Origin of the sequence: Plantibacter sp. PA-3-X8, from assembly GCF_003856975.1 — a bacterium.
GTDB lineage: Bacteria > Actinomycetota > Actinomycetes > Actinomycetales > Microbacteriaceae > Plantibacter > Plantibacter auratus.
Genome location: NZ_CP033107.1, coordinates 1 through 18,316, shown reverse-complemented (window position 1 = coordinate 18,316; position 18,316 = coordinate 1). Strand labels below are relative to the sequence as shown.

Below are 18,316 nucleotides of genomic sequence, written 5' to 3'. Positions count from 1 at the left end.
AGGCTGCGGCGCGCCCTGCGCCCGAACCCGTCGATCGGCGACGGCGCGCCGGGCACGTCCTGAATGGTGAACGGGCAGGGGTTCGTCAGCGCTTGACCTCAAGTCACGTTGAGGTTCTAGGCTCGGAATCGTGACCACAGCGACGACCCCCGAGCCCACGACCGGAGCCGACCCGACGCCCCGCGACCGCGGGATCTTCAGCCGCCGGTTCGTCCTCGTCACCATCGGTGCGTGCGCGCTCGTGTTCCTCGGCGCCTTCGAGTCCCTCGCCGTCACGACGATCATGCCGCTCGTGAGCGGGGAACTCGACGGCGAGCAGCTCTACGCGCTCGCCTTCGCCGGCCCGCTCGCGGTCAGTGTCATCGGCATGGTCGCCGCGGGCTCGGTCGCCGACCGCATCGGTCCGGTCCAGCCGCTGCTCGCGTCCGTCGTCCTGTTCCTCGTCGGTCTCCTCCTGGCCGGAACCGCGACCACCATGTGGGCCGTCGTCGCCGGGCGCCTCGTCCAGAGCCTCGGTTCGGGAGCGATGACCGTCGCCCTGTACGTCCTCGTCGCCCGCATCTACCCACCGGCCCTGCACCCGCGGATCTTCGCCGGGTTCGCGGCCGCCTGGGTGGTCCCCTCCCTGATCGGGCCGTTCCTCGCCGGGGTGGTCGCCGAGCGGTTCAGCTGGCACTGGGTCTTCCTCGGGGTCGTCGGCCTCGTGGTCGTCGCGACGCTCCTCCTCCTGCCGGCCCTCCGGATGCTGCGCGCCTCCGCAACCGAACGCGCGGAGCGGCAGGCCGCCGAGGAGGAGTCAGCGAAGGAGAGCGGCGAGGTGGCCGCCGTCGCGCGCACGGGCGCGGAGCTGCGTCGACTCGGGTGGGCGGTGCTCGTCGCGGCGGCGGTCCTCGCGGTCAACCTCTCGACGGAGTTCTCGGGATGGACCGCCTGGGCGCTCCCGGTCGTCGGTGCCGTGGTCGCGATCCTCGCCCTCCGCCCCCTGATTCCGCTCGGCACGCTCACCGCACGCCGCGGGCTCCCGACGGTCATCCTGGTGCGCGGACTGACCTCCGCCGCGTTCTTCGGCGCCGAGGTGTACGTGCCGTACCTGCTGACCCGCGAGCACGGGCTCACGCCGGCGCTCGCCGGACTCGCGCTCACCGGTGGGGCGATCGCGTGGTCGCTGTCGTCCTGGTTGCAGGGGCGCCTCGGGGACCGGCTGTCGAATGCGAACGCCGTGCAGATCGGGTCGTCACTCGTCACGGTCGCCGTCGCGATCGCCCTGTCCGCCGCCCTCGTCGGCCTGCCGCCGGTGGTGCCGATCGTCGCCTGGGTGGTGAGCGGCGGCGGCATGGGCCTCATGTTCCCGCGCCTCAGCGTCATGACGCTCGCCTACTCCGACGAGCGCTCGCAGGGGTTCAACAGCGCGGCGATGTCGATCGGCGACGCGATCGGCGGTGCTCTCGCCCTCGCGGCGACCGGGCTGGCGTTCACGGCACTCGACGGCTCCCGTATGTTCGCCGGGCTGGGCTGGATCGCTCCCGGCGGGGTCGCGTTCGCCGGATGCTTCGCTATCGCCCTGGTCGCCGGTGTCGTGGCGGTCGTCGTCGCGCGTCGGGTGAGCCGACCAGCGGAGCCAGGCGCGACCGGGTGAGCCGAGACGCCGTCGCCTGGATAGTGCTGCGGTGCGTGGGGGGTAGCGTCGCCCACGCATCGCTGCAGTGTCCAGGCGGCGGGCCCGAGGTGGAGAACCAGGGCATCGGGTATGATTGATGCAGATATTCCTGGGGTGCGCGCCAGGGTGCTCGCGCAGATGAGGAGTGGGATGCAGGACCCGACGACCACTCGCCCGGAGTGGCCCCCTCGCCGACCGCCGGTCTGGCCGCATCTCGTCGCACTCGTCATCGTCGCTGCGACGCTGGTCGTCGGCCTGGTGGTGTATCCGTCTGCTCCTGATCCGATGCCGGTGCACTTCGACGCCGCACTCCAGCCGGACGCCTGGTCGGACAAGCGTCTCGGCGGGTTCCTGCTCCCGGTCATCATCGGGGCCGCGGTCGTGGCGATCTTCTGGATCGTCGCCGCCTGCCTGCCGCTCGCCGGCACGACCCGATCGGATGTCGACCCCCACCCACCGACCACTGCATCGACGTGGTCCACGCAACTGTCGCCTCGTCCGGAGGTGACGGCTGCCACGCTGGACGCCACCGGGCGACTGCTGGGGGATCTGACGATCGCGACCGCCGCGCTCATCGCCGTCGTCGCACTCACCACCTGGCTCGGCGTGCCCGCGTGGATGGCGCCCTGGCTGCTCCCGGTGCTGATGGCGGCGTTCTTCGGATCACTCGCCGTGTCTTGTGTCCGGGTGTTCCGGGCGCAGCGCGGGCTCGTCTGACGGCGCCCGCGTCCACGAGGGGTGCCGAAGCCGCGTACCCTTGATGCGTACGTCTCGGCTCGTCCCCCCAGTGACCCGCTCCTCGTGTCTCGGAGCCGGACTGCAGAAGGACTCTCTTGAGCGACGAATGCAAACACGGTTTCGACAACGGACTCTGCGCGACCTGCTTCCCGCCGCCGCCCCGCGAGGTGCCGGTCGCTGAACCACCCGCTCCCAAGGTCCGTCGGTCGACGGTCGCTCCCTCGCTCCGCGAGCCGGCCCCGACCCGCGTGCGGACCGCGGCCACCACGAAGACGGTGACGAAGGCGGCGGCAGCGCTGCCCGTGGTGCGCGTCGGCGAGCAGCGGCTGTACCACGTCACCCACATCCGCAATCTCGAGCGCATCCTCGAGACCGGTAGCATCCTGCCGGTGGCCTCCCCGGCGCTCCCCGACGGGCCGGTCGTCGACATCGCCGCCGCGAGCCACCGCGAAGCGCGACGCACGATGGTGCTCGCCGGCACCGACGACCTGACGCCCGCCGACTTCGTCCCGTTCTTCCTGACCCCGGACGCCGACCTCTGGGCGGGCATCCGCGCGGGCGAGCACGACGTCCGTCTGTCCGCCGAGGCGTTCGCGTCATCGGTCAACGACTACGTCGTGCTCGTCACCACGATCGACGGCGCAGCCGTGCACCCGGGCGAGTTCGACGCCGACACCGGCCGGCCCTCCCGCGCGCGGGTCGTGGTCGCCGACGGTGACGCCTCCCACGTGCTCACGAGCATCGGCGCGAACGCGATGACCGCCGACCGCATGGTGCAGCGCTTCGCGACCGATGAGGACCCCGCGGCCCTCCGACGCGCGGAGGTGCTCGTCGCCGACGCCGTGCCGTTCGACCGCGTCACCGTGATCGGTGTCGCGACGGTCAATGTCCGCGAGCACGTCAAGCGACTCGTCGCCGGCGCCGGCCACCGCACCAAGGTCGCCGCCTACACGCCGTGGTTCCAGGAGCACGTCGCCGACTAGCAGCTGTCTCGCGTTCACAACTCCTGCTGGACGGCACCGGAACCCGGCTGCCGGCACCGTGTCAGGCCGCCTTGCCACCCTCAGCAGGAGTTGTGCGCGGGAACGAGTGCGCACCTCGGCTGTGCGGAGGCGAACGCGTCCCCTTCCGAGGACACCAGGCTCAGGGCGTGCTGCTGTCCGCAACTCCTGCTGCATGGCCCCAGGGCCACTGAGTCGGACGCTACACACCCCGATCGGGGCGAGCTGCAGGAGTTGTGCCCCGGTGAACGCCCCGGGGGAGGAGACGGACTGGCGAGTCAGGCGCGCGGCGGCGTGCTCTCGCGGAGGAGGACCGTCGCGCCGACGGGCTCCGTCGTCGTGCTGTCCGTCGCCGGGTCGAGCGCCAGCCGCACGGCGTGCTCACCGACCGCCTCGAGCGGCACGGCGACCGTGGTGAGCGCCGGGGTGACGTCGCGGGAGGTCGCGATGTCGTCGTAGCCGGCGACCGCGAGGTCCTCGGGAAGGCGGAGTCCGGCCGCGCGGAACGCCGACATCGCCCCGATCGCCATCACGTCGTTGACGGCGAAGACCAGGTCGACGTCGTCGAGTCCCAGCTGCAGGAGCTCGGCGGCGCCCTGGCGCCCGCCGTCGCGGGTGAACTCGGCCCGGACGATCCGCGATGGATGGATCGCGATGCCGTGCTCGGCCAAACCCTCCGCGAACCCGCTCACGCGCTCGCGGGAGGTGAGCAGGCGGTCGTCGCCGGCGATGACGGCGAACCGTCGGTACCCGGCACCGACGAGTTCCCGGGCCAGCTCGCGGGCACCGGTCGCGTTGCCGAGCTGCACCGTGGCGAACGGGAGCGTCCGCTGCGAGACGAGGACGACGCGTCCGCCCGTCGACTCGTAGGCCGCGAGCTCATCCGACAGCCGGTGCTCCGATGCCACCCCGTCCCAGCGACTGCCCGTCAGGATGATGGCGCGTGGCCGCTGCCCGCGGAGCACCCGCACGAGTTCGAGTTCGCGCTCGTGGTCGCGGTGCGTGACGGCCATGGTCGTGGCGATGCGCTGCTCGTCGGCCGCGCGGATGGCCCCGGCCGCGATGGACGAGAAGTACGGGTCGGCGATGTCGCTGACGAGCAACGAGATCGTCGACGACAGCCCTTTCGCGACCGCCTGGGCCGACAGGTTCGGCGTGTAGTTCAGCCGGAGCGCGGCGTCGAGGACCCGCCGACGGAACGTCTCGTTGACCGTCCGGGTGCTCCCGTTGAGCGCGCGCGACGCGGTGGCGAGGGAGACCCCCGCCTCGCGGGCGACGTCGTGCAGCGTCGGGGGGACCGGCGTCGCCCGGTGCTCGTCGACCGACATGGCGCTCCTTCGTACTGGCGGCTGCTGAGACACACTCTGCCACAGGGCGGCCGCGGCGATCAGGGGTGGTGGATCGCGTCGTCGTCGTGGTCGAGGTGCGGGACGACCGTCGCCTGGAACGCGTCGACGGTGCGATCCACCACCTGCTGGAACGGGCTGTCCCAGATGTCCTGGTTGAAGAGCTCGACCTCGATGTCGCCGGTGTACCCCGCCGCCTCGACGGCACGGGTGAGCAAGCCGAAGTCGACGACGCCGTCGCCCGGATAGTGCCGGGAGAGGAGGACGTCCGCGGCGAGCGGCGTCGCCCAGTCGCACGCCTGGTAGCTGGAGATCCGACCGGTCGCGCCCGCGCGGGCGATCTGCTCGAGCACCTGCGGGTCCCACCAGATGTGGAAGGTGTCGACGACCACTCCGACGGCCTCCGGAGCGAACTGCTCGGCGATGTCGAGGGCCTGACCGAGCGTCGAGACGACCGCGCGGTCCGAGGCGTACATCGGATGCAACGGCTCGATGGCGAGCTGCACGCCGGACTCGAGCGCGTGGTCGGTGAGTTCACCGATCGCGTCTCGGACGAGTTCGCGGGCGCCGATGAGGTCACGGGATCCGGCCGGGAGGCCGCCGACCACGAGGACGAGGGCCGGGGCGCCGAGGGCGGCGGCTTCGTCTATCGCGGTCCGGTTGTCGTCGATCGACGTCCGGCGAGTCGGCCCCTCGGGCATGGTGAAGAAACCACCACGGCAGAGGCTCGAGACACGCAGGCCGCTGTCCGTGAGGAGGCTCGCCGAGGCTGCGACGCCGTACTCCTGAACCGGCTCGCGCCAGGCGCCGAAGCTCGTGACACCGGCCGCGGTGACGGCTGTGACCGCCTCCGGGAGGGTGGCGTACTTGATCGTGGCCTGGTTGACCGAGAGTCGCGGGTGCGGGGTGAGGTGGCCGCTCACCGGTCCCTGGGCTTGCCCCGCCGGTCTCTCGGCTTGTCCCGCCGCTTTTTGAGCTTGTCGAAGGGCGGTGGTGCTCATCGGGTTCCTCCCGCAGTGGTCAGCGTGCCGACGACACCGGCCGTGCGCAGCAGGCCCGTCCAGCGTTCGGCGGCGAGCTCCGGGTGCTCGAGTGCGCCGGCCGCGTCGGCGAGGCGCACGATCTCCGACAGGTGCGGCAGGCTCCGGGCAGCGTGCAAGCCGCCGACCATCGAGAACGCCGGCTGGTGGTCGTTCAACCAGCTGAGGAAGGCGATGCCCGTCTTGTAGTAGTAGGTCGGCGCGGCGAAGATCTGCCGCGACAGGGCCTCGGTCGGTCGGAGGATCCGCTCGTAGGCGGCCGGGTCGCCGGCGTCGAGCGCCTGGATCGCGGCGGACGCGGCCGGAGCGATCGCGGTGAACGCACCGAGCAGGGCGTCGGAGTGTCCGACCGTGTCTCCGGCGATGAGGTCGACGTAGTTGAAGTCGTCCCCGGTGAACATCGTCGTGCCGGCCGGGAGGCGACGTCGGACGGCGATCTCCGCGTCGGCGTCGAGGAGGCTCATCTTGACCCCGGCGACGTGGTCGACGTGGTCGGTCATGATGCGCAGCAGGGTATCCGAGGCCTCGGCGACGTCGCTGGAGCCGAAGTAGCCCTCCAGGCTCGGGTCGAACGCCGTGCCGAGCCAGTGCAGGACCACGGGCGACTGCGCGGCCGACAGGACCCGGTCGTAGACGCGACGGTAGTCGTCGGCGGACTGCGCGGCCCTCGCCAGGTGTCGGCTGGCCATGAGCACGGTCCCGGCGCCCGCGTCCTCGGCGAACGCGAGTTGTTCGAGGTAGGCGTCGGCGACCGCGTCGAGCGAGACGGTCTCGTCGGCGAGGTGGTCGGTGTTGACGCCGACGACGAGCGCGCCGCCGACGGAGGCGGCCTCGGCGGCGCTCCGGGTGATCAGCTCGCGCGTGGCGGCGGTGTCGAGCCCCATGTTCCGCTGGGCGGTGTCCATCGCGTCCGCGACGCCGAGGCCGTACGACCACACGTGGTGGCGGTAGGCGAGCGTCGCGTCCCAGTCGAGCTCGGCGGGCGCGCCCGGCACGTTGTCGCCCCAGGCCGTCGGGACGACGTGTGCCGCGGCGTAGGCGGTGCGGCTCGCCAGGGGCGTGGTCGGGCGCTCGGCCACGACGGGCTCGCGGAGCTCCTGCGCGGTGACCGTGCCGTCGGTCGAGAGCAGCGGGACGGACGTCATCGTGCGACCGAGGCCTCGAGCGACGCCAGCTCCTCGTCCGCGCCGGCGACGTCGCCCGCGCTTCCGAGCGTCACCTCGGGCAGGTCGAGGCGGCGACCGGTGCGCGAGCTCTCGAGGCCGAGCTCCGCGAGCAGGACGCCGCGCGCGCCGGCGAGCAGGTCGTACTCGTAGGGGCCGTCCTCGACGACGTGGAGGAGGAACTCCTCCCACTGCGTCTTGAACCCGTTCTCGAACACGTCGTTCGTCGGCACGTCCTGCCAGTCGCCCGCGTAGTCGTGGTCGTCGGCGAGGTCGGGGTTCCACACCGGCTTCGGGGTGACGTTCCGCGGCTGCACCTTGCAGCCGAAGAGGCCGGCGACGGCGGAGCCATGCGTGCCGTCGACCTGGAACTGCACGAGCTCGTCGCGGTCGACGCGCACCGTCCAGCTGGAGTTGAGCTGGGCGATCACGCCGCCCTCGAGCTCGAAGACCCCGTAGGCGGCGTCGTCGGCGGTGGCCGCATAGGCCTCGCCCCGCTCGTCGAAGCGCTCGGGGATGTGCGTCGTCGCCTTCGCATACACCGACTCGACCCGACCGAAGAGGTTCTCGAGCACGTAGCTCCAGTGCGGGAACATGTCGACGACGATGCCGCCGCCGTCCTCGGCCCGGTAGTTCCAGCTCGGGCGCTGCGCCGGCTGCCAGTCGCCCTCGAACACCCAGTAGCCGAACTCGCCACGGACGGAGAGGATCCGACCGAAGAAGCCCGAGTCGATGAGGCGCTTGAGCTTGCGCAGCCCCGGCAGGTAGAGCTTGTCGTGCACGACGCCGTTCTTCACGCCCGCCTCGGCGGCGAGGCGTGCGAGTTCCAGCGCCTCCTCGAAGGTCTCCGCCGTCGGCTTCTCGGTGTAGATGGTCTTGCCGGCCGCGATCGCCTTGCGCAGCGCGGTCGCGCGGGCCTTCGTGACGAGGAAGTCGGCGTAGATGTCCCAGCGGGGATCGGCGAGGACCGCGTCGAGGTCGGTCGAGGTGTGCTCGATGCCATGACGCGTGGCGAGCTCGTCGAGGGTCGCCTGGTTGCGGCCGACGAGGATCAACTCGATCTGGCGTCGGGTGCCGTCGGACAGCTGCACACCGCCCTGCTCCTGGATGGCCAGCAGCGAGCGCACGAGGTGCTGCCGGTAGCCCATGCGCCCGGTGGCGCCGTTGACGATGATCCCGATGGTCTGCTCTGACACGGTGGCTCTTCCTCTGGTTCGTGTTCCGGTCCCGGCGGCCGCGGGCCATCCGGAAAGCGTTTACCGGGTCACTGTAGAACGGCGCGCGCGGTCAAGGCAAGCGTTCGAACCGATTCGGTCGCAGGTGATCACAGATCGGACACGGATGCGGATTGAATCGTTGCATCGTCCGACGGGGCCGTGATAGAACTTGATGCAGCTCAGCCGGGAAACGCTTTCCGGGAAGTCATCAACGACGATCGACAAGGAGGTCCGACGTGGTCCGTGCAACTCCAGGAGCGCCCAGGACGACACTCGCGAGGGGTGTTCGGTGAGCGCGCTCGGCGAGCTCCGCAAGCTCAGCGCCGGCAAGCGCCCGCAGACGGCGGCCGAGAAGGCCTTCATCAAGAAGGACAACCGCCGCGACAACAAGGCCGCCTACCTGTTCCTCCTCCCGTGGCTCATCGGACTCGCCGTCATCACCGTCGGTCCGATGGTCGCCTCGCTCGCGCTGTCCTTCACGAAGTACAACCTGCTGCAGGCGCCGAAGTTCATCGGCCTCGACAACTTCATCCGCATGATGGGCGATGAGCGGCTCCACAACTCGCTCGGTGTCACGTTCGTGTACGTCTTCGTGTCGGTGCCGCTCCAGCTCGCCGCGGCACTGGCCCTGGCCGCCCTGCTCGACCGCGGTCTCCGTGGCCTCGCGATCTACCGGTCCGTGTACTACCTGCCGTCGCTCCTCGGCTCCTCCGTCGCCATCGCGGTGCTGTGGAAGCAGGTGTTCGGCGGCGAAGGCCTCGTGAACCAGTTCATCGCGATCTTCGGGATCGAGGGACGCAGCTGGATCGCCGACCCGTCGACCGCCCTCTCCACGCTCATCACGCTCAACGTGTGGACCTTCGGCGCACCGATGGTGATCTTCCTCGCCGGTCTCCGCCAGATCCCCGTCATGTACCACGAGGCGGCGCAGATGGACGGCGCGACGAAGTGGCAGCGCTTCACCAAGATCACCCTGCCGCTGCTCACCCCGATCATCTTCTTCAACCTCGTGCTGCAGATCATCCACGCGTTCCAGGCCTTCACGCAGGCCTTCATCGTGTCGGGCGGAACGGGCGGCCCGGCCGACTCGACGCTCTTCTACACGCTGTACCTCTACAACCGCGGCTTCTCGAACTTCGACATGGGCTACGCCTCGGCCATGGCCTGGTTCCTGCTCCTCATCATCGGAGTCTTCACCGCGATCAACTTCTGGGCCTCGAAATACTGGGTGAACTACGATGACTGACACGCTGACCACACGGTCCATCACGACGGACAGCAAGAACCGCAGTCGCGAGGCCAAGGAGGCCGAACGCCAGTACCGCCGGGCTCGTGGGTGGTCGCCCTGGAAGTCGGTCCTGAAGCACATCGGCCTGATCCTCGTCGGCTTCATCATGCTCTACCCGGTGATCTGGCTCGTCGTCTCCTCGCTCCGCCCGACGGAGGAGATCTTCCGGAACCCCGGCATCGTCCTCGACAGCTTCGAGGTGAGCAACTACAGCGAGGGCTGGAACACCCTCTCCGAGCCGTTCCACGTGTTCCTGCTGAACTCCGTGCTCATCGTCCTCGGCTGCATCGTCGGCAACCTCGTGTCCTGCTCGATGGCCGCCTACGCCTTCGCCCGTCTGAAGTTCAGCGGCAAGCGCTGGTGGTTCGCGGCGATGCTCATGACGCTCATGCTGCCGATCCACGTCATCATCGTGCCGCAGTACATCATGTTCTCCCAGCTCGGCTTCGTGAACACGTACCTGCCGCTGATCCTGCCGAAGATCCTCGCCACCGACGCCTTCTTCGTCTTCCTCATGGTGCAGTTCATCCGCGGCATCCCGAAGGAACTCGACGAGGCGGCACGCATCGACGGCTGCGGCCACCCCCGCATCTTCGGGGTCATCATCCTGCCGCTCATGGTGCCGGCGCTCGCGACGACCGCCATCTTCACCTTCATCTGGACCTGGAACGACTTCTTCAGTCAGCTCCTGTACCTGACGAAACCGGAGATGTACACGGTGCCGCTCGCCCTCCGGGCGTTCATGGACGCGCAATCCTCCACCTCATGGGGGCCGATGTTCGCCATGAGTGTCGTCTCGCTCCTGCCGATCTTCCTCGTCTTCCTGTTCGGTCAGCGGTTCCTGTTGAAGGGCATCGCGACGACCGGCGGCAAGTGAGGCCCGACCCACCGACCAGCACCACCGCAGCACCCGCACCAGACCACCAGCACCAGACCCAGCACCACCGGATCCAGCAGCTCCGGATCCGGATCGATCGATTCGAAAGGGAACAGCATGAGCATCAGCAAGCACGGCAGAGCCGCCGGCTTCATCGCGACGGGAGCCGTCGCAGCCCTCCTCCTCGCCGGCTGCAGCGCCGGGGGCGACGCCGCCACCGAACTGTCCGACGAGCCCGTCACCCTCCGCTTCACCTGGTGGGGCAACGACGCCCGCACGGCGGCCACCCAGGAGGTCATCGCGGCCTTCGAGAAGGAGTATCCGAACATCACCATCGAGCCGCAGTTCACGGACTGGGCCGGCTACTGGGACAAGCTCGCCACCGAGACGGCGGCGAACGACACCCCCGACATCATCCAGATGGACGAGAAGTACATCGCCACCTACGGCGACCGGGGCGCGCTCCTCGACCTGAACACGGTCACCGACCAGCTCGACCTCGGCGACTTCCCCAAGGAGACGCTGACGTCCGGCACGGTCAACGACTCGCTCTACGGCGTCCCCTCGGGCATCACGAGCTACTCCTTCGTCGTGAACCCCGACCTCCTCGCTTCGGCCGGCATCGAGATGCCCGACGACGAGACCTGGACGTGGGACGACTTCACCGAGCTGAGCGAGCAGGTCTCGGCAGCCGGTGGCGGATCGATCTACGGCTTCCAGCCCTTCGGCTTCGAGGACGGCGGCCTGAACAACTGGGCCCGTCAGCACGGCGACGAGCTGTACAACGACAAGGGCGAGGTGTCCATCAAGCCGGAGACCCTGTCCTCCTGGTGGACCTACCTCCTCGACCTCGTGAACGCGGGAGCGACGCCGTCGCCCTCCGCGATCATCGAGAAGCAGGCCGGTGGGCTCGCCGAGTCCTTCACCGCGACCAACTCGGCCGCGTTCGCCCCCTGGTGGAACAGCCAGCTGACGGCCCTGACCGAGGCGAGCGGTTCGCCGCTCGAGCTCCTGCGGGTGCCGACGGTGGACGGCGGCGCCGATGGTTCCGCCTACTACAAGCCGTCGATGTACTGGTCGGCGTCCGCCCGGACCGAGCACCCCGCCGAGGCGGCGCTGTTCATCGACTTCCTCGCCAACAGCGAGACCGCGGCCGACTCGCTCCTCACCGAGCGCGGCGTCCCGGCCAACACGAAGATCCGCGAATACATCACGCCGAAGCTGGCCGAGACCGACCAGGCGGTCGTCGAGTTCCTCGACGGGCTCGCCGACGACATCGGTGAGCCGCCGACCGTCACGCCCGCCGGTGGCAGCGCGATCGAGGCGCTCGTGAAGCAGTACACCGAGCAGGTCCTCTTCGGGAAGAACACGCCCGACCAGGCCGCCGAGGGGTTCATCAAGGACCTCAAGGCCGCCGTCGCAGCCGGCTGATCCGGCCACAGCCCTTCGACAGGCTCAGGGAACCGCTTCGGTCCCTGAGCCGGTCGATCGGCAGCTCCACCACCGCTTCATCCGAGGGGATCCCGTGACCACCGACCACCGCCCCCGTCCGACCGGTCTCGCGCTGACGCACGAGGTCGGTTCGGCCATCGCCGTGCACCTCGACGGGATCGACATCCTGCGGTACACCTACCGTCCGGACACGGTCCAGCGCGAGTCGCCGAAGCCGTACCTCCATCCGGTGCGGACGGCCGGTGGCGCACTCGTGACGCTGACCCGACCGCACGACCACGTCTGGCACACCGGGATCGCCTGGGCCCTCCCGCACGTCGGCGACGACAACTTCTGGGGCGGCCCGACCTTCACCGGGACCGCCTACGAACAACTCGCGAACAACGGCCGCTCCGAGCACGTCGCGGTCACGGACGCCCGTGCCGACCCGGGCGAGGTGCGGTTCGCGCACACGCTCGCGTGGATCACGGAGGACGGTCGGCACCTCGTCGGCGAGGAGCGCGCACTCACCGTGCGACCGGCCGCCGGCGACTGGACGCTGACCTTCGAGACCCGGATGCGCAACGTCTCCGGCCGGGACCTGTCGATCGGATCGCCCACGACGAAGGGGCGGGAGAACGCCGGCTACGGCGGGCTCTTCTGGCGCGGCCCGCGATCCTTCACCGGCGGCACCCTCCACACCCCCGACGGGAGTGGCGGTGAGGAGCTCCGCGGCACCCGCCACGCGTGGATGGGGTTCACCGGCCTCCACGACGGTACGGCCGCGGCGTCGAGCATCGTCATCGTCGACGACGAGCGGAACCCCGCGCACCCACCGCAGTGGTTCGCGCGCACCGAGGAGTTCGCCGGTCTCTGCCCGGCCCCGTTCTTCAGTGAGGAACTGCCCTTCGGAGTCGGCGAGACCCTCGAGTTCCGCTACGCCGTCGTCGTCGCCGACGGTGCAGCCGGGGACGGCCGGGCCGCGGCGCTCGCCGCATCAGGTCGAGACGCGCTCGAACGGGCGCGTTCTGGCCGTGCCGATCACCACGACAGCGCGCCGACCACAGCGCCCGCCGCACCGACCCGGAAGGACCCACACGCATGACCACGACCCGCGAACGCTACGCCCTCATCGGCACCGGACACCGCTCGCAGATGTACCTCGACGCCATCGTCGGCCCGCACGCCGACGTCGCCGAGCTCGTCGCCTGGAGCGACAGCAACCCCGGCCGGCTCGACCACTACGAGGCGGTCCTCGCCGAGCAGGGTGTCGCGCTGCCGGCCCGATACGGCCCTGACGACGTCGAGCGGCTCATCGCCGAGCAGCGCGTCGACCGGGTGATCGTGACGACCCCCGACTTCACGCACGCCGAGATCGTCTCACGCGCGCTCCTCGCCGGTGCCGACGTCGTCGTCGAGAAGCCGCTCACCATCGACCGGGAGGGCGTGGAGCGCATTGCAGCGGCCGTCGCCGAGAGCGGCCGGAACGTCGTGACGACCTTCAACTACCGCTACAGCCCGCGGAACTCGGAGCTGCGCCGCATCGTGCAGGACGGTGGGATCGGACGGGTGACGAGCGTGCACTTCGAGTGGGTGCTCGACACCGTGCACGGCGCCGACTACTTCCGTCGCTGGCACCGCGAGAAGGAGCACTCCGGCGGGCTCCTCATCCACAAGGCGTCGCACCACTTCGACCTCGTCAACTGGTGGATCGGGGCTCGGCCGGCCTCCGTCTACGCCACCGGAGGACTCCGCTTCTACGGTGACGCCAACGCGGCCGAGCGCGGGCTCGCGGGGCGTCCCGGGCGTGGATCGGTGCCGGACGACGCCGAGGCGGCGGCTCGCGGGCGCTCGAACGACCCGTTCGCCCTCGACCTCCGTGACGACCCGCGGCTCGAGTCGCTCTACCTGCGGGCCGAGCAGCACGACGGGTACCTGCGCGACCGCGACGTCTTCTCGCCCGGGATCGACATCGAGGACAACCTGTCCGTCCTCGTCGAGTACGACGGCGGCGCCTCGCTCAGCTACTCCCTGAACGCCCACGCACCGTGGGAGGGGTATCGCGTCGCCATCAACGGGACGGAGGGCAGGGTCGAGCTCGAGGTCGTGGAGCGCGCCGCCGTGCTCGTGGGGGCCGACGGGCGCGTCGTCCTCGACCCGAGCCTGAGCGGCGACGGCGAGACCGCGGACGGCGCCGCGTCCGTCGCGCCGGTGCGCTCGCGCGGGGAACGCCTCGTGCTGCAACGCCACTGGGAGGAGGCCCGGGAGATCGAGATCCCCCAGGGCGTCGGCGGACACGGCGGCGGCGACGCATTCCTGCTGCGGCACCTCTTCGACCGCGTCACCGAGGACGAACTGGGACGGCCCGCCGGCTACGACGACGGCGTGCGCGCGATCTCGGTGGGCATCGCCGGGAACGAGTCGCTGCTGACCGGGCGTCCGGTCGCGACGATCGCGCCGTGAGCTCCGGCCCGGATGCCAGCGCCGGCGCTGACTCGGACGTCGGGTCGACCCCGGCCACTGAGCCGGTGACCGAGCCCGCCCAGATCACCGAGTCCGTCCCGGCCGGTGAGACTGTTCCGGTCGCTGAGTCCGTCCCGGTCGCCGAGCCTGTCGAGGTCCGGTCCCGGACAGGGTCGGTCCCGGTCCCGGATGCTGCCTTGCGGGACGGTCCCGTACCGGTCGGCGTCCCGGTCGCTAGCCACGTCCCGGTCGTGGACCATGTCCCGGTCACCGAGCCCGTCGGGGTGCGGTCCCGACCGGTCACACCTTCACCTGCGCGCGACTCCCGTCTGCGGGCGCTCGCCGCTCGCTTCCGCGCATCCCCGCACCAGAGCAACCCGGGCGACCGGTCGCTCGGCAGGACGCGCACGCGCCTCGCCGAGGTCCTCGGTGTCCTCCCGCGACCGGCGCAGCCCGAACCGTTCGAGGAGCTCGGCAGCTGGACCCGCGACGGCGTCGACGGGGTCGAACTCCGCTGGTCGACCGGGTTCGGCGCGTCGACGTCGGCGTGGCTCCTGCGGCCGGCCGGCGAGACCGGCGTGCTCCCGGGTGCGCTGGCCCTGCATGACCACGGTGGGTTCACGCGCGTCGGGCGGGAGAAACTCGCGGACGGACCCGGTGGTGTCCCTGCCACCTCGGCCGTCACGCGCGAGGAGTTGCAGGCGTTCCGCGACCGCTACTACGGAGGCCGCGCCGTCGCGTCCGACCTCGCGCGGGACGGGTTCACCGTGCTCGTCCACGATGCGTTCGGGTGGGGATCCCGGCGGATCCCGGACGAGGCCGTCGCCGAACGTTTCCATCGGACCGTCGACCTGCAGCTCGCCGGCCGTCGGGCTGAGTCGATCCGACGCGGGATGGAGGTCGCGGCGGTGTCGCTCGGGCAGCGGTCCGAGCTCCTCGCGACGGCCAACGAGCCGCAGCTCGCGAAGGAGCTGGGCGTCCTGGGCACCTCGCTCGCCGGTCTCATCCTCCGCGACGACCTCATCGCGCTCGACCAGCTCGCGGCCGCGCCCGGGGTCCGTTCCGGAGCCGTCGCGTGCGTCGGTCTCTCCGGTGGCGGTGCCCGGGCCGTTCTGCTCGCAGCCATGGACGACCGGATCCGTGCTGCGGGCGTGGTCGCGATGATGTCGACGTTCGACGGTGTGCTCGACGGGCACGCCGATCAGCACTCGTGGTCGTTCCTCTCACCAGGACTGTCACGGGTCGGTGACTGGCCCGAGCTCGCATCCCTGCGCCCCCGCTTGCCGCTGCTCGTCCAGTACGCCGAGCGCGACGAACTCTTCGAGCCGGCCGGCATGCGTGATGCGCACACGATCCTCACGGAGCGGTACCGGTCCGGTGGCGAGCGCTCGGCCTACACGGGCACCTTCCACGACGAACCGCACAGCTGGTCCGCGCCGATGCAGGCCGAGCTGCGCGCCTGGCTCGCCGCCGCCCTCGCCTGACTCGCCCTGGTTTCGTCCCCAACTCAGGAGACGTCCGGTGTGTCGTACCCGGGCTGGAGCGGCGCGCCGGAGGAGTCCTGAGTTGGGGACGTGGGCGGTGGGGTGTCCCCAACTCAGGAGACGTCCGGTGTGTCGGGGCTGGGCTGGGGCGGCGCGCCGGGGGAGTCCTGAGTTGGGGACGGTGGTCAAGGTGTTCGCACTTCAGGACGGGTGCGGTGTGTTGGGGTGTGGGACGGGGCTGGGTGGGTGGCGCGCCGGGTGGGTCCTGAGTTGTGAACGTGGGCGGTGGGGTGTCCCCAACTCAGGAGACGTCCGGTGTGTCGGGGCTGGGTTGGGGCGGCGCGCCGGGGGAGTCCTGAATTGGGGACGGTGGTCGCGGTGTTCGCAGTTCAGGACGGTTGCGGCGTGTCGGGCCCGGGGCGGGCGCTGGGGTGGGTGGCGCGCCGGGTGGGTCCTGAGTTGTGAACAGGGGTGGGTGTGGGCGGTGGGGTGTCCCCAACTCAGGAGACGTCCGGTGTGACGGGGCTGGGTTGGGGCGGCGCGCCGGAGGAGTCCTGAGTTGGGGACGGTGGTCACGGTGTTCGCAATGCAGGATGGTTGCGGTGTGTTGGGGTGTGGGACGGGGCGGGGTGGGTGGCGCGCCGGGTGTGTCCTGAGTTGTGAACAGGGGTGGGTGTGCTCGGTCGGGGTGTCCCCAACTCAGGAGATGTCCGGTGTGTCGGGGCTGGGCTGGGGCGGCACGCCGGGGGAGTCCTGAGTTGGGGACGGACCGGAAGGTGGTCAGGCGCGGGCTGCGGCGGGGAGCTCCAGGACGCCGTCGACGCGGCGGGGGAGACGGAGTGGGTTCGCCTCGTGCAGGGCCTCGGGGAGCACACGCTCGGGTGCGTCCTGGTAGACGATCGGACGTTGGAAGCGGCGCACCGCCGACGCACCCACCGAGGTGTGGAGCGAGGTCGTCGCCGGCCACGGTCCGCCGTGGTGCTGCGCCCAGCCGACCGCGACACCCGTCGGCCAGCCACCGAAGAGCACCCGGCCGGCGATCGGCTCGAGCCGTGACACGAGACCGGTGACGTCCTCACCGGGCGCCGCGTGCACGGTCGCCGTGAGCGCGCCACCGACCTCGGCCAGGACCGCGTGCAGCTCGGCATCGTCGGCGACCTCGATGACGAGCGTCGCCGGCCCGAAGATCTCCTCGAGCAGGACGTCGGGCGCGTCGAGCACCGTCGCGGCGGTGGTCGCGAGGACGGTCGGAACGCCGGAATCCGCAGCCGCCGTCTCGCCGCCGAGGAGCGTCCGCACCCCGGGATGGCCGGCGGCGCGAGCGGTGCCCGCGGCATACGCCTCGGCGATGCCCGGCGTGAGCATGCGCCCGGCGACGGCGTCGGACGCCGCCTGAGCGACGAGCTCGGCGAACCCGCTGCCGCTCGGTACGAGGACGAGACCGGGGTTCGTGCAGAACTGCCCCACACCGAGCGTGAACGACGCCGCCAGCCCACGCGCGAGGTCCGCCGCCGCCTCGCCCTGCAGTGCGGCCGCGGTGATGACGACCGGGTTCGTGCTGCCGAGCTCGCCGTAGAACGGGATCGGGGCCGGCCGCTGCGACGCCAGGTCGAACAGTGCGCGCCCGCCGGCGAGTGAGCCCGTGAACCCGACCGCGGTGATCGCAGGATGCTGCACGAGGGCGGTGCCCTGCTCGCGACCCTCGACGAGCGCGAACGTGCCGTCCGGGGCGCCGGCCGAGCGCAACGCATCGACCACGATCGCCGCGGTCAGCCGGGAGAGTCGCGGGTGGGCGGAGTGCGCTTTGACGATGACCGGACATCCGGCCGCCAGCGCCGACGCCGTGTCGCCGCCGGCGACCGAGAACGCGAACGGGAAGTTCGACGCGCTGAAGACCGCCACCGGTCCCGTCGGCCGGAGCATCCGTCGCAGCTCCGGCTTGGGCGGGGTGGCGGAGGCGTCAGCGTGGTCGATGACGACCTCGAGGAAGGCCCCGTCGCGGAGGACGGCTGCGAACAGTCGCAGCTGGCCCGTCGTCCGCGCGACCTCGCCCGTGAGGCGCGTGGTTCCGAGGTGGGACTCCTCGTCGGCGAGTGCGACGAGCTCGTCGACCCGGGCGTCGAGGGCGTCGGCGACGGCCTCGAGCCAGGCGGCCCGGGTCGAGGGCACCGTGGACGCGAGCTCGGAGGAGGCCGCGGCTGCTGCCGCGCCGACGTCGTCGACGGTCGGAACGGCGGCACGTCCCGCGCCGGACGCGGCGTCGCCAGCGTGACCTGCGGGCGTGACGGTGACGCCGCCGGGGCCCACGCTGCTGCTGCTGCTGCTGCTGCTGCTGCTGCTGCTGCTGCTGCTGCTGCTTCCGTTGCCGTTGCCGCGGCCGTCGGTACCGTTGTCGTTGCCGTCGTTGCCGTCGTTGCCGTCGTTGCCGTCGTTGCCGTCGTTGCCGTCGTTGCCGGCGGTGTCGTCGATACGGCCGCCGACGCCGTTCGGGTCGTCGGTGCGCGCCCTGGCGGGGGTGGTGTGGTCGATCGTGCCGGTGCTGTGGTCGGTGTCGTGCATGGTGATGGCTCCTCGAGGATGCGGATGCGACAGGTGATGATTTGGGCGTCTG

Annotated in this window: 14 protein-coding genes; 9 read left to right on the top strand and 5 right to left on the bottom strand. The window is 70.9% G+C overall.

Annotated elements, in window-relative coordinates; all coding sequences use genetic code 11:
- The first annotated feature begins 130 nt into the window (after nucleotides 1-130).
- The 3 genes from EAO79_RS00070 to EAO79_RS00060 all read left to right on the top strand — a co-directional run bounded on the left by EAO79_RS00070 (nucleotide 131) and on the right by EAO79_RS00060 (nucleotide 3,378).
- Nucleotides 131-1,636 (top strand): MFS transporter, encoded by a 1,506-nt coding sequence (locus tag EAO79_RS00070; protein WP_124767327.1) that lies wholly within the window; start codon nucleotides 131-133, stop codon nucleotides 1,634-1,636.
- 171 nt (nucleotides 1,637-1,807) lie between these two features.
- Nucleotides 1,808-2,374, top strand: a complete 567-nt coding sequence (locus tag EAO79_RS00065; protein ID WP_164486837.1) for a DUF1648 domain-containing protein — start codon at nucleotides 1,808-1,810, stop codon at nucleotides 2,372-2,374.
- A 116-nt stretch (nucleotides 2,375-2,490) separates the two neighbouring features.
- Nucleotides 2,491-3,378: a DarT ssDNA thymidine ADP-ribosyltransferase family protein gene (locus tag EAO79_RS00060; protein ID WP_124767325.1), complete on the top strand. Its 888-nt coding sequence runs from the start codon at nucleotides 2,491-2,493 to the stop codon at nucleotides 3,376-3,378.
- Between the two features lie 296 nt (nucleotides 3,379-3,674).
- Here EAO79_RS00060 and EAO79_RS00055 read toward each other — a convergent pair whose 3' ends face one another.
- From EAO79_RS00055 to EAO79_RS00040, 4 genes are all read right to left on the bottom strand, one after another.
- Entirely contained in the window at nucleotides 3,675-4,724 is a 1,050-nt protein-coding gene (locus EAO79_RS00055; RefSeq protein WP_085512707.1) for a LacI family DNA-binding transcriptional regulator, read from the bottom strand.
- Between the two features lie 59 nt (nucleotides 4,725-4,783).
- Nucleotides 4,784-5,665 carry a sugar phosphate isomerase/epimerase gene (locus EAO79_RS00050; protein WP_241160939.1) on the bottom strand — a complete coding sequence of 294 codons (882 nt, stop codon included), beginning with the start codon at nucleotides 5,663-5,665 and terminating at the stop codon, nucleotides 4,784-4,786.
- Nucleotides 5,666-5,739: 74 nt separating this feature from the next.
- A complete protein-coding gene (locus EAO79_RS00045) occupies nucleotides 5,740-6,927 on the bottom strand; it encodes a dihydrodipicolinate synthase family protein (RefSeq protein ID WP_124767323.1) in 1,188 nt (395 codons plus the stop codon).
- Nucleotides 6,924-8,093, bottom strand: coding sequence for a Gfo/Idh/MocA family protein (locus tag EAO79_RS00040; protein ID WP_124770000.1), 1,170 nt, complete (start codon nucleotides 8,091-8,093; stop codon nucleotides 6,924-6,926). Before EAO79_RS00040 ends, EAO79_RS00045 begins: the two co-directional genes overlap by 4 nt.
- 358 nt (nucleotides 8,094-8,451) lie before the next feature.
- Here EAO79_RS00040 and EAO79_RS00035 point away from each other — a divergent pair, with 358 nt between their 5' ends.
- The 6 genes from EAO79_RS00035 (at nucleotide 8,452) to EAO79_RS00010 (ending at nucleotide 15,705) form a co-directional block, all read left to right on the top strand.
- Nucleotides 8,452-9,408, top strand: a complete 957-nt coding sequence (locus tag EAO79_RS00035; protein WP_079706748.1) for a carbohydrate ABC transporter permease — start codon at nucleotides 8,452-8,454, stop codon at nucleotides 9,406-9,408.
- Nucleotides 9,401-10,327 carry a carbohydrate ABC transporter permease gene (locus tag EAO79_RS00030; protein WP_079003233.1) on the top strand — a complete coding sequence of 309 codons (927 nt, stop codon included), beginning with the start codon at nucleotides 9,401-9,403 and terminating at the stop codon, nucleotides 10,325-10,327. The genes EAO79_RS00035 and EAO79_RS00030 overlap by 8 nt, the downstream gene beginning before the upstream one ends.
- Before the next feature lie 117 nt (nucleotides 10,328-10,444).
- Nucleotides 10,445-11,758, top strand: coding sequence for an ABC transporter substrate-binding protein (locus EAO79_RS00025; RefSeq protein ID WP_124767322.1), 1,314 nt, complete (start codon nucleotides 10,445-10,447; stop codon nucleotides 11,756-11,758).
- A gap of 94 nt (nucleotides 11,759-11,852) precedes the next feature.
- The gene (locus tag EAO79_RS00020; RefSeq protein ID WP_124767321.1) at nucleotides 11,853-12,863 is read left to right on the top strand and encodes a PmoA family protein; all 1,011 of its coding nucleotides are present in this window, start codon (nucleotides 11,853-11,855) and stop codon (nucleotides 12,861-12,863) included.
- Nucleotides 12,860-14,221, top strand: coding sequence for a Gfo/Idh/MocA family protein (locus tag EAO79_RS00015; RefSeq protein ID WP_124767320.1), 1,362 nt, complete (start codon nucleotides 12,860-12,862; stop codon nucleotides 14,219-14,221). The genes EAO79_RS00020 and EAO79_RS00015 overlap by 4 nt, the downstream gene beginning before the upstream one ends.
- A 251-nt stretch (nucleotides 14,222-14,472) precedes the next feature.
- Nucleotides 14,473-15,705 (top strand): acetylesterase, encoded by a 1,233-nt coding sequence (locus tag EAO79_RS00010; RefSeq protein ID WP_164486835.1) that lies wholly within the window; start codon nucleotides 14,473-14,475, stop codon nucleotides 15,703-15,705.
- Between the two features lie 780 nt (nucleotides 15,706-16,485).
- Here the strand turns inward: EAO79_RS00010 and EAO79_RS00005 are convergent.
- The gene (locus EAO79_RS00005) at nucleotides 16,486-18,264 is read right to left on the bottom strand and encodes an aldehyde dehydrogenase (NADP(+)) (RefSeq protein WP_124767318.1); all 1,779 of its coding nucleotides are present in this window, start codon (nucleotides 18,262-18,264) and stop codon (nucleotides 16,486-16,488) included.
- Nucleotides 18,265-18,316: the final 52 nt, after the last annotated feature.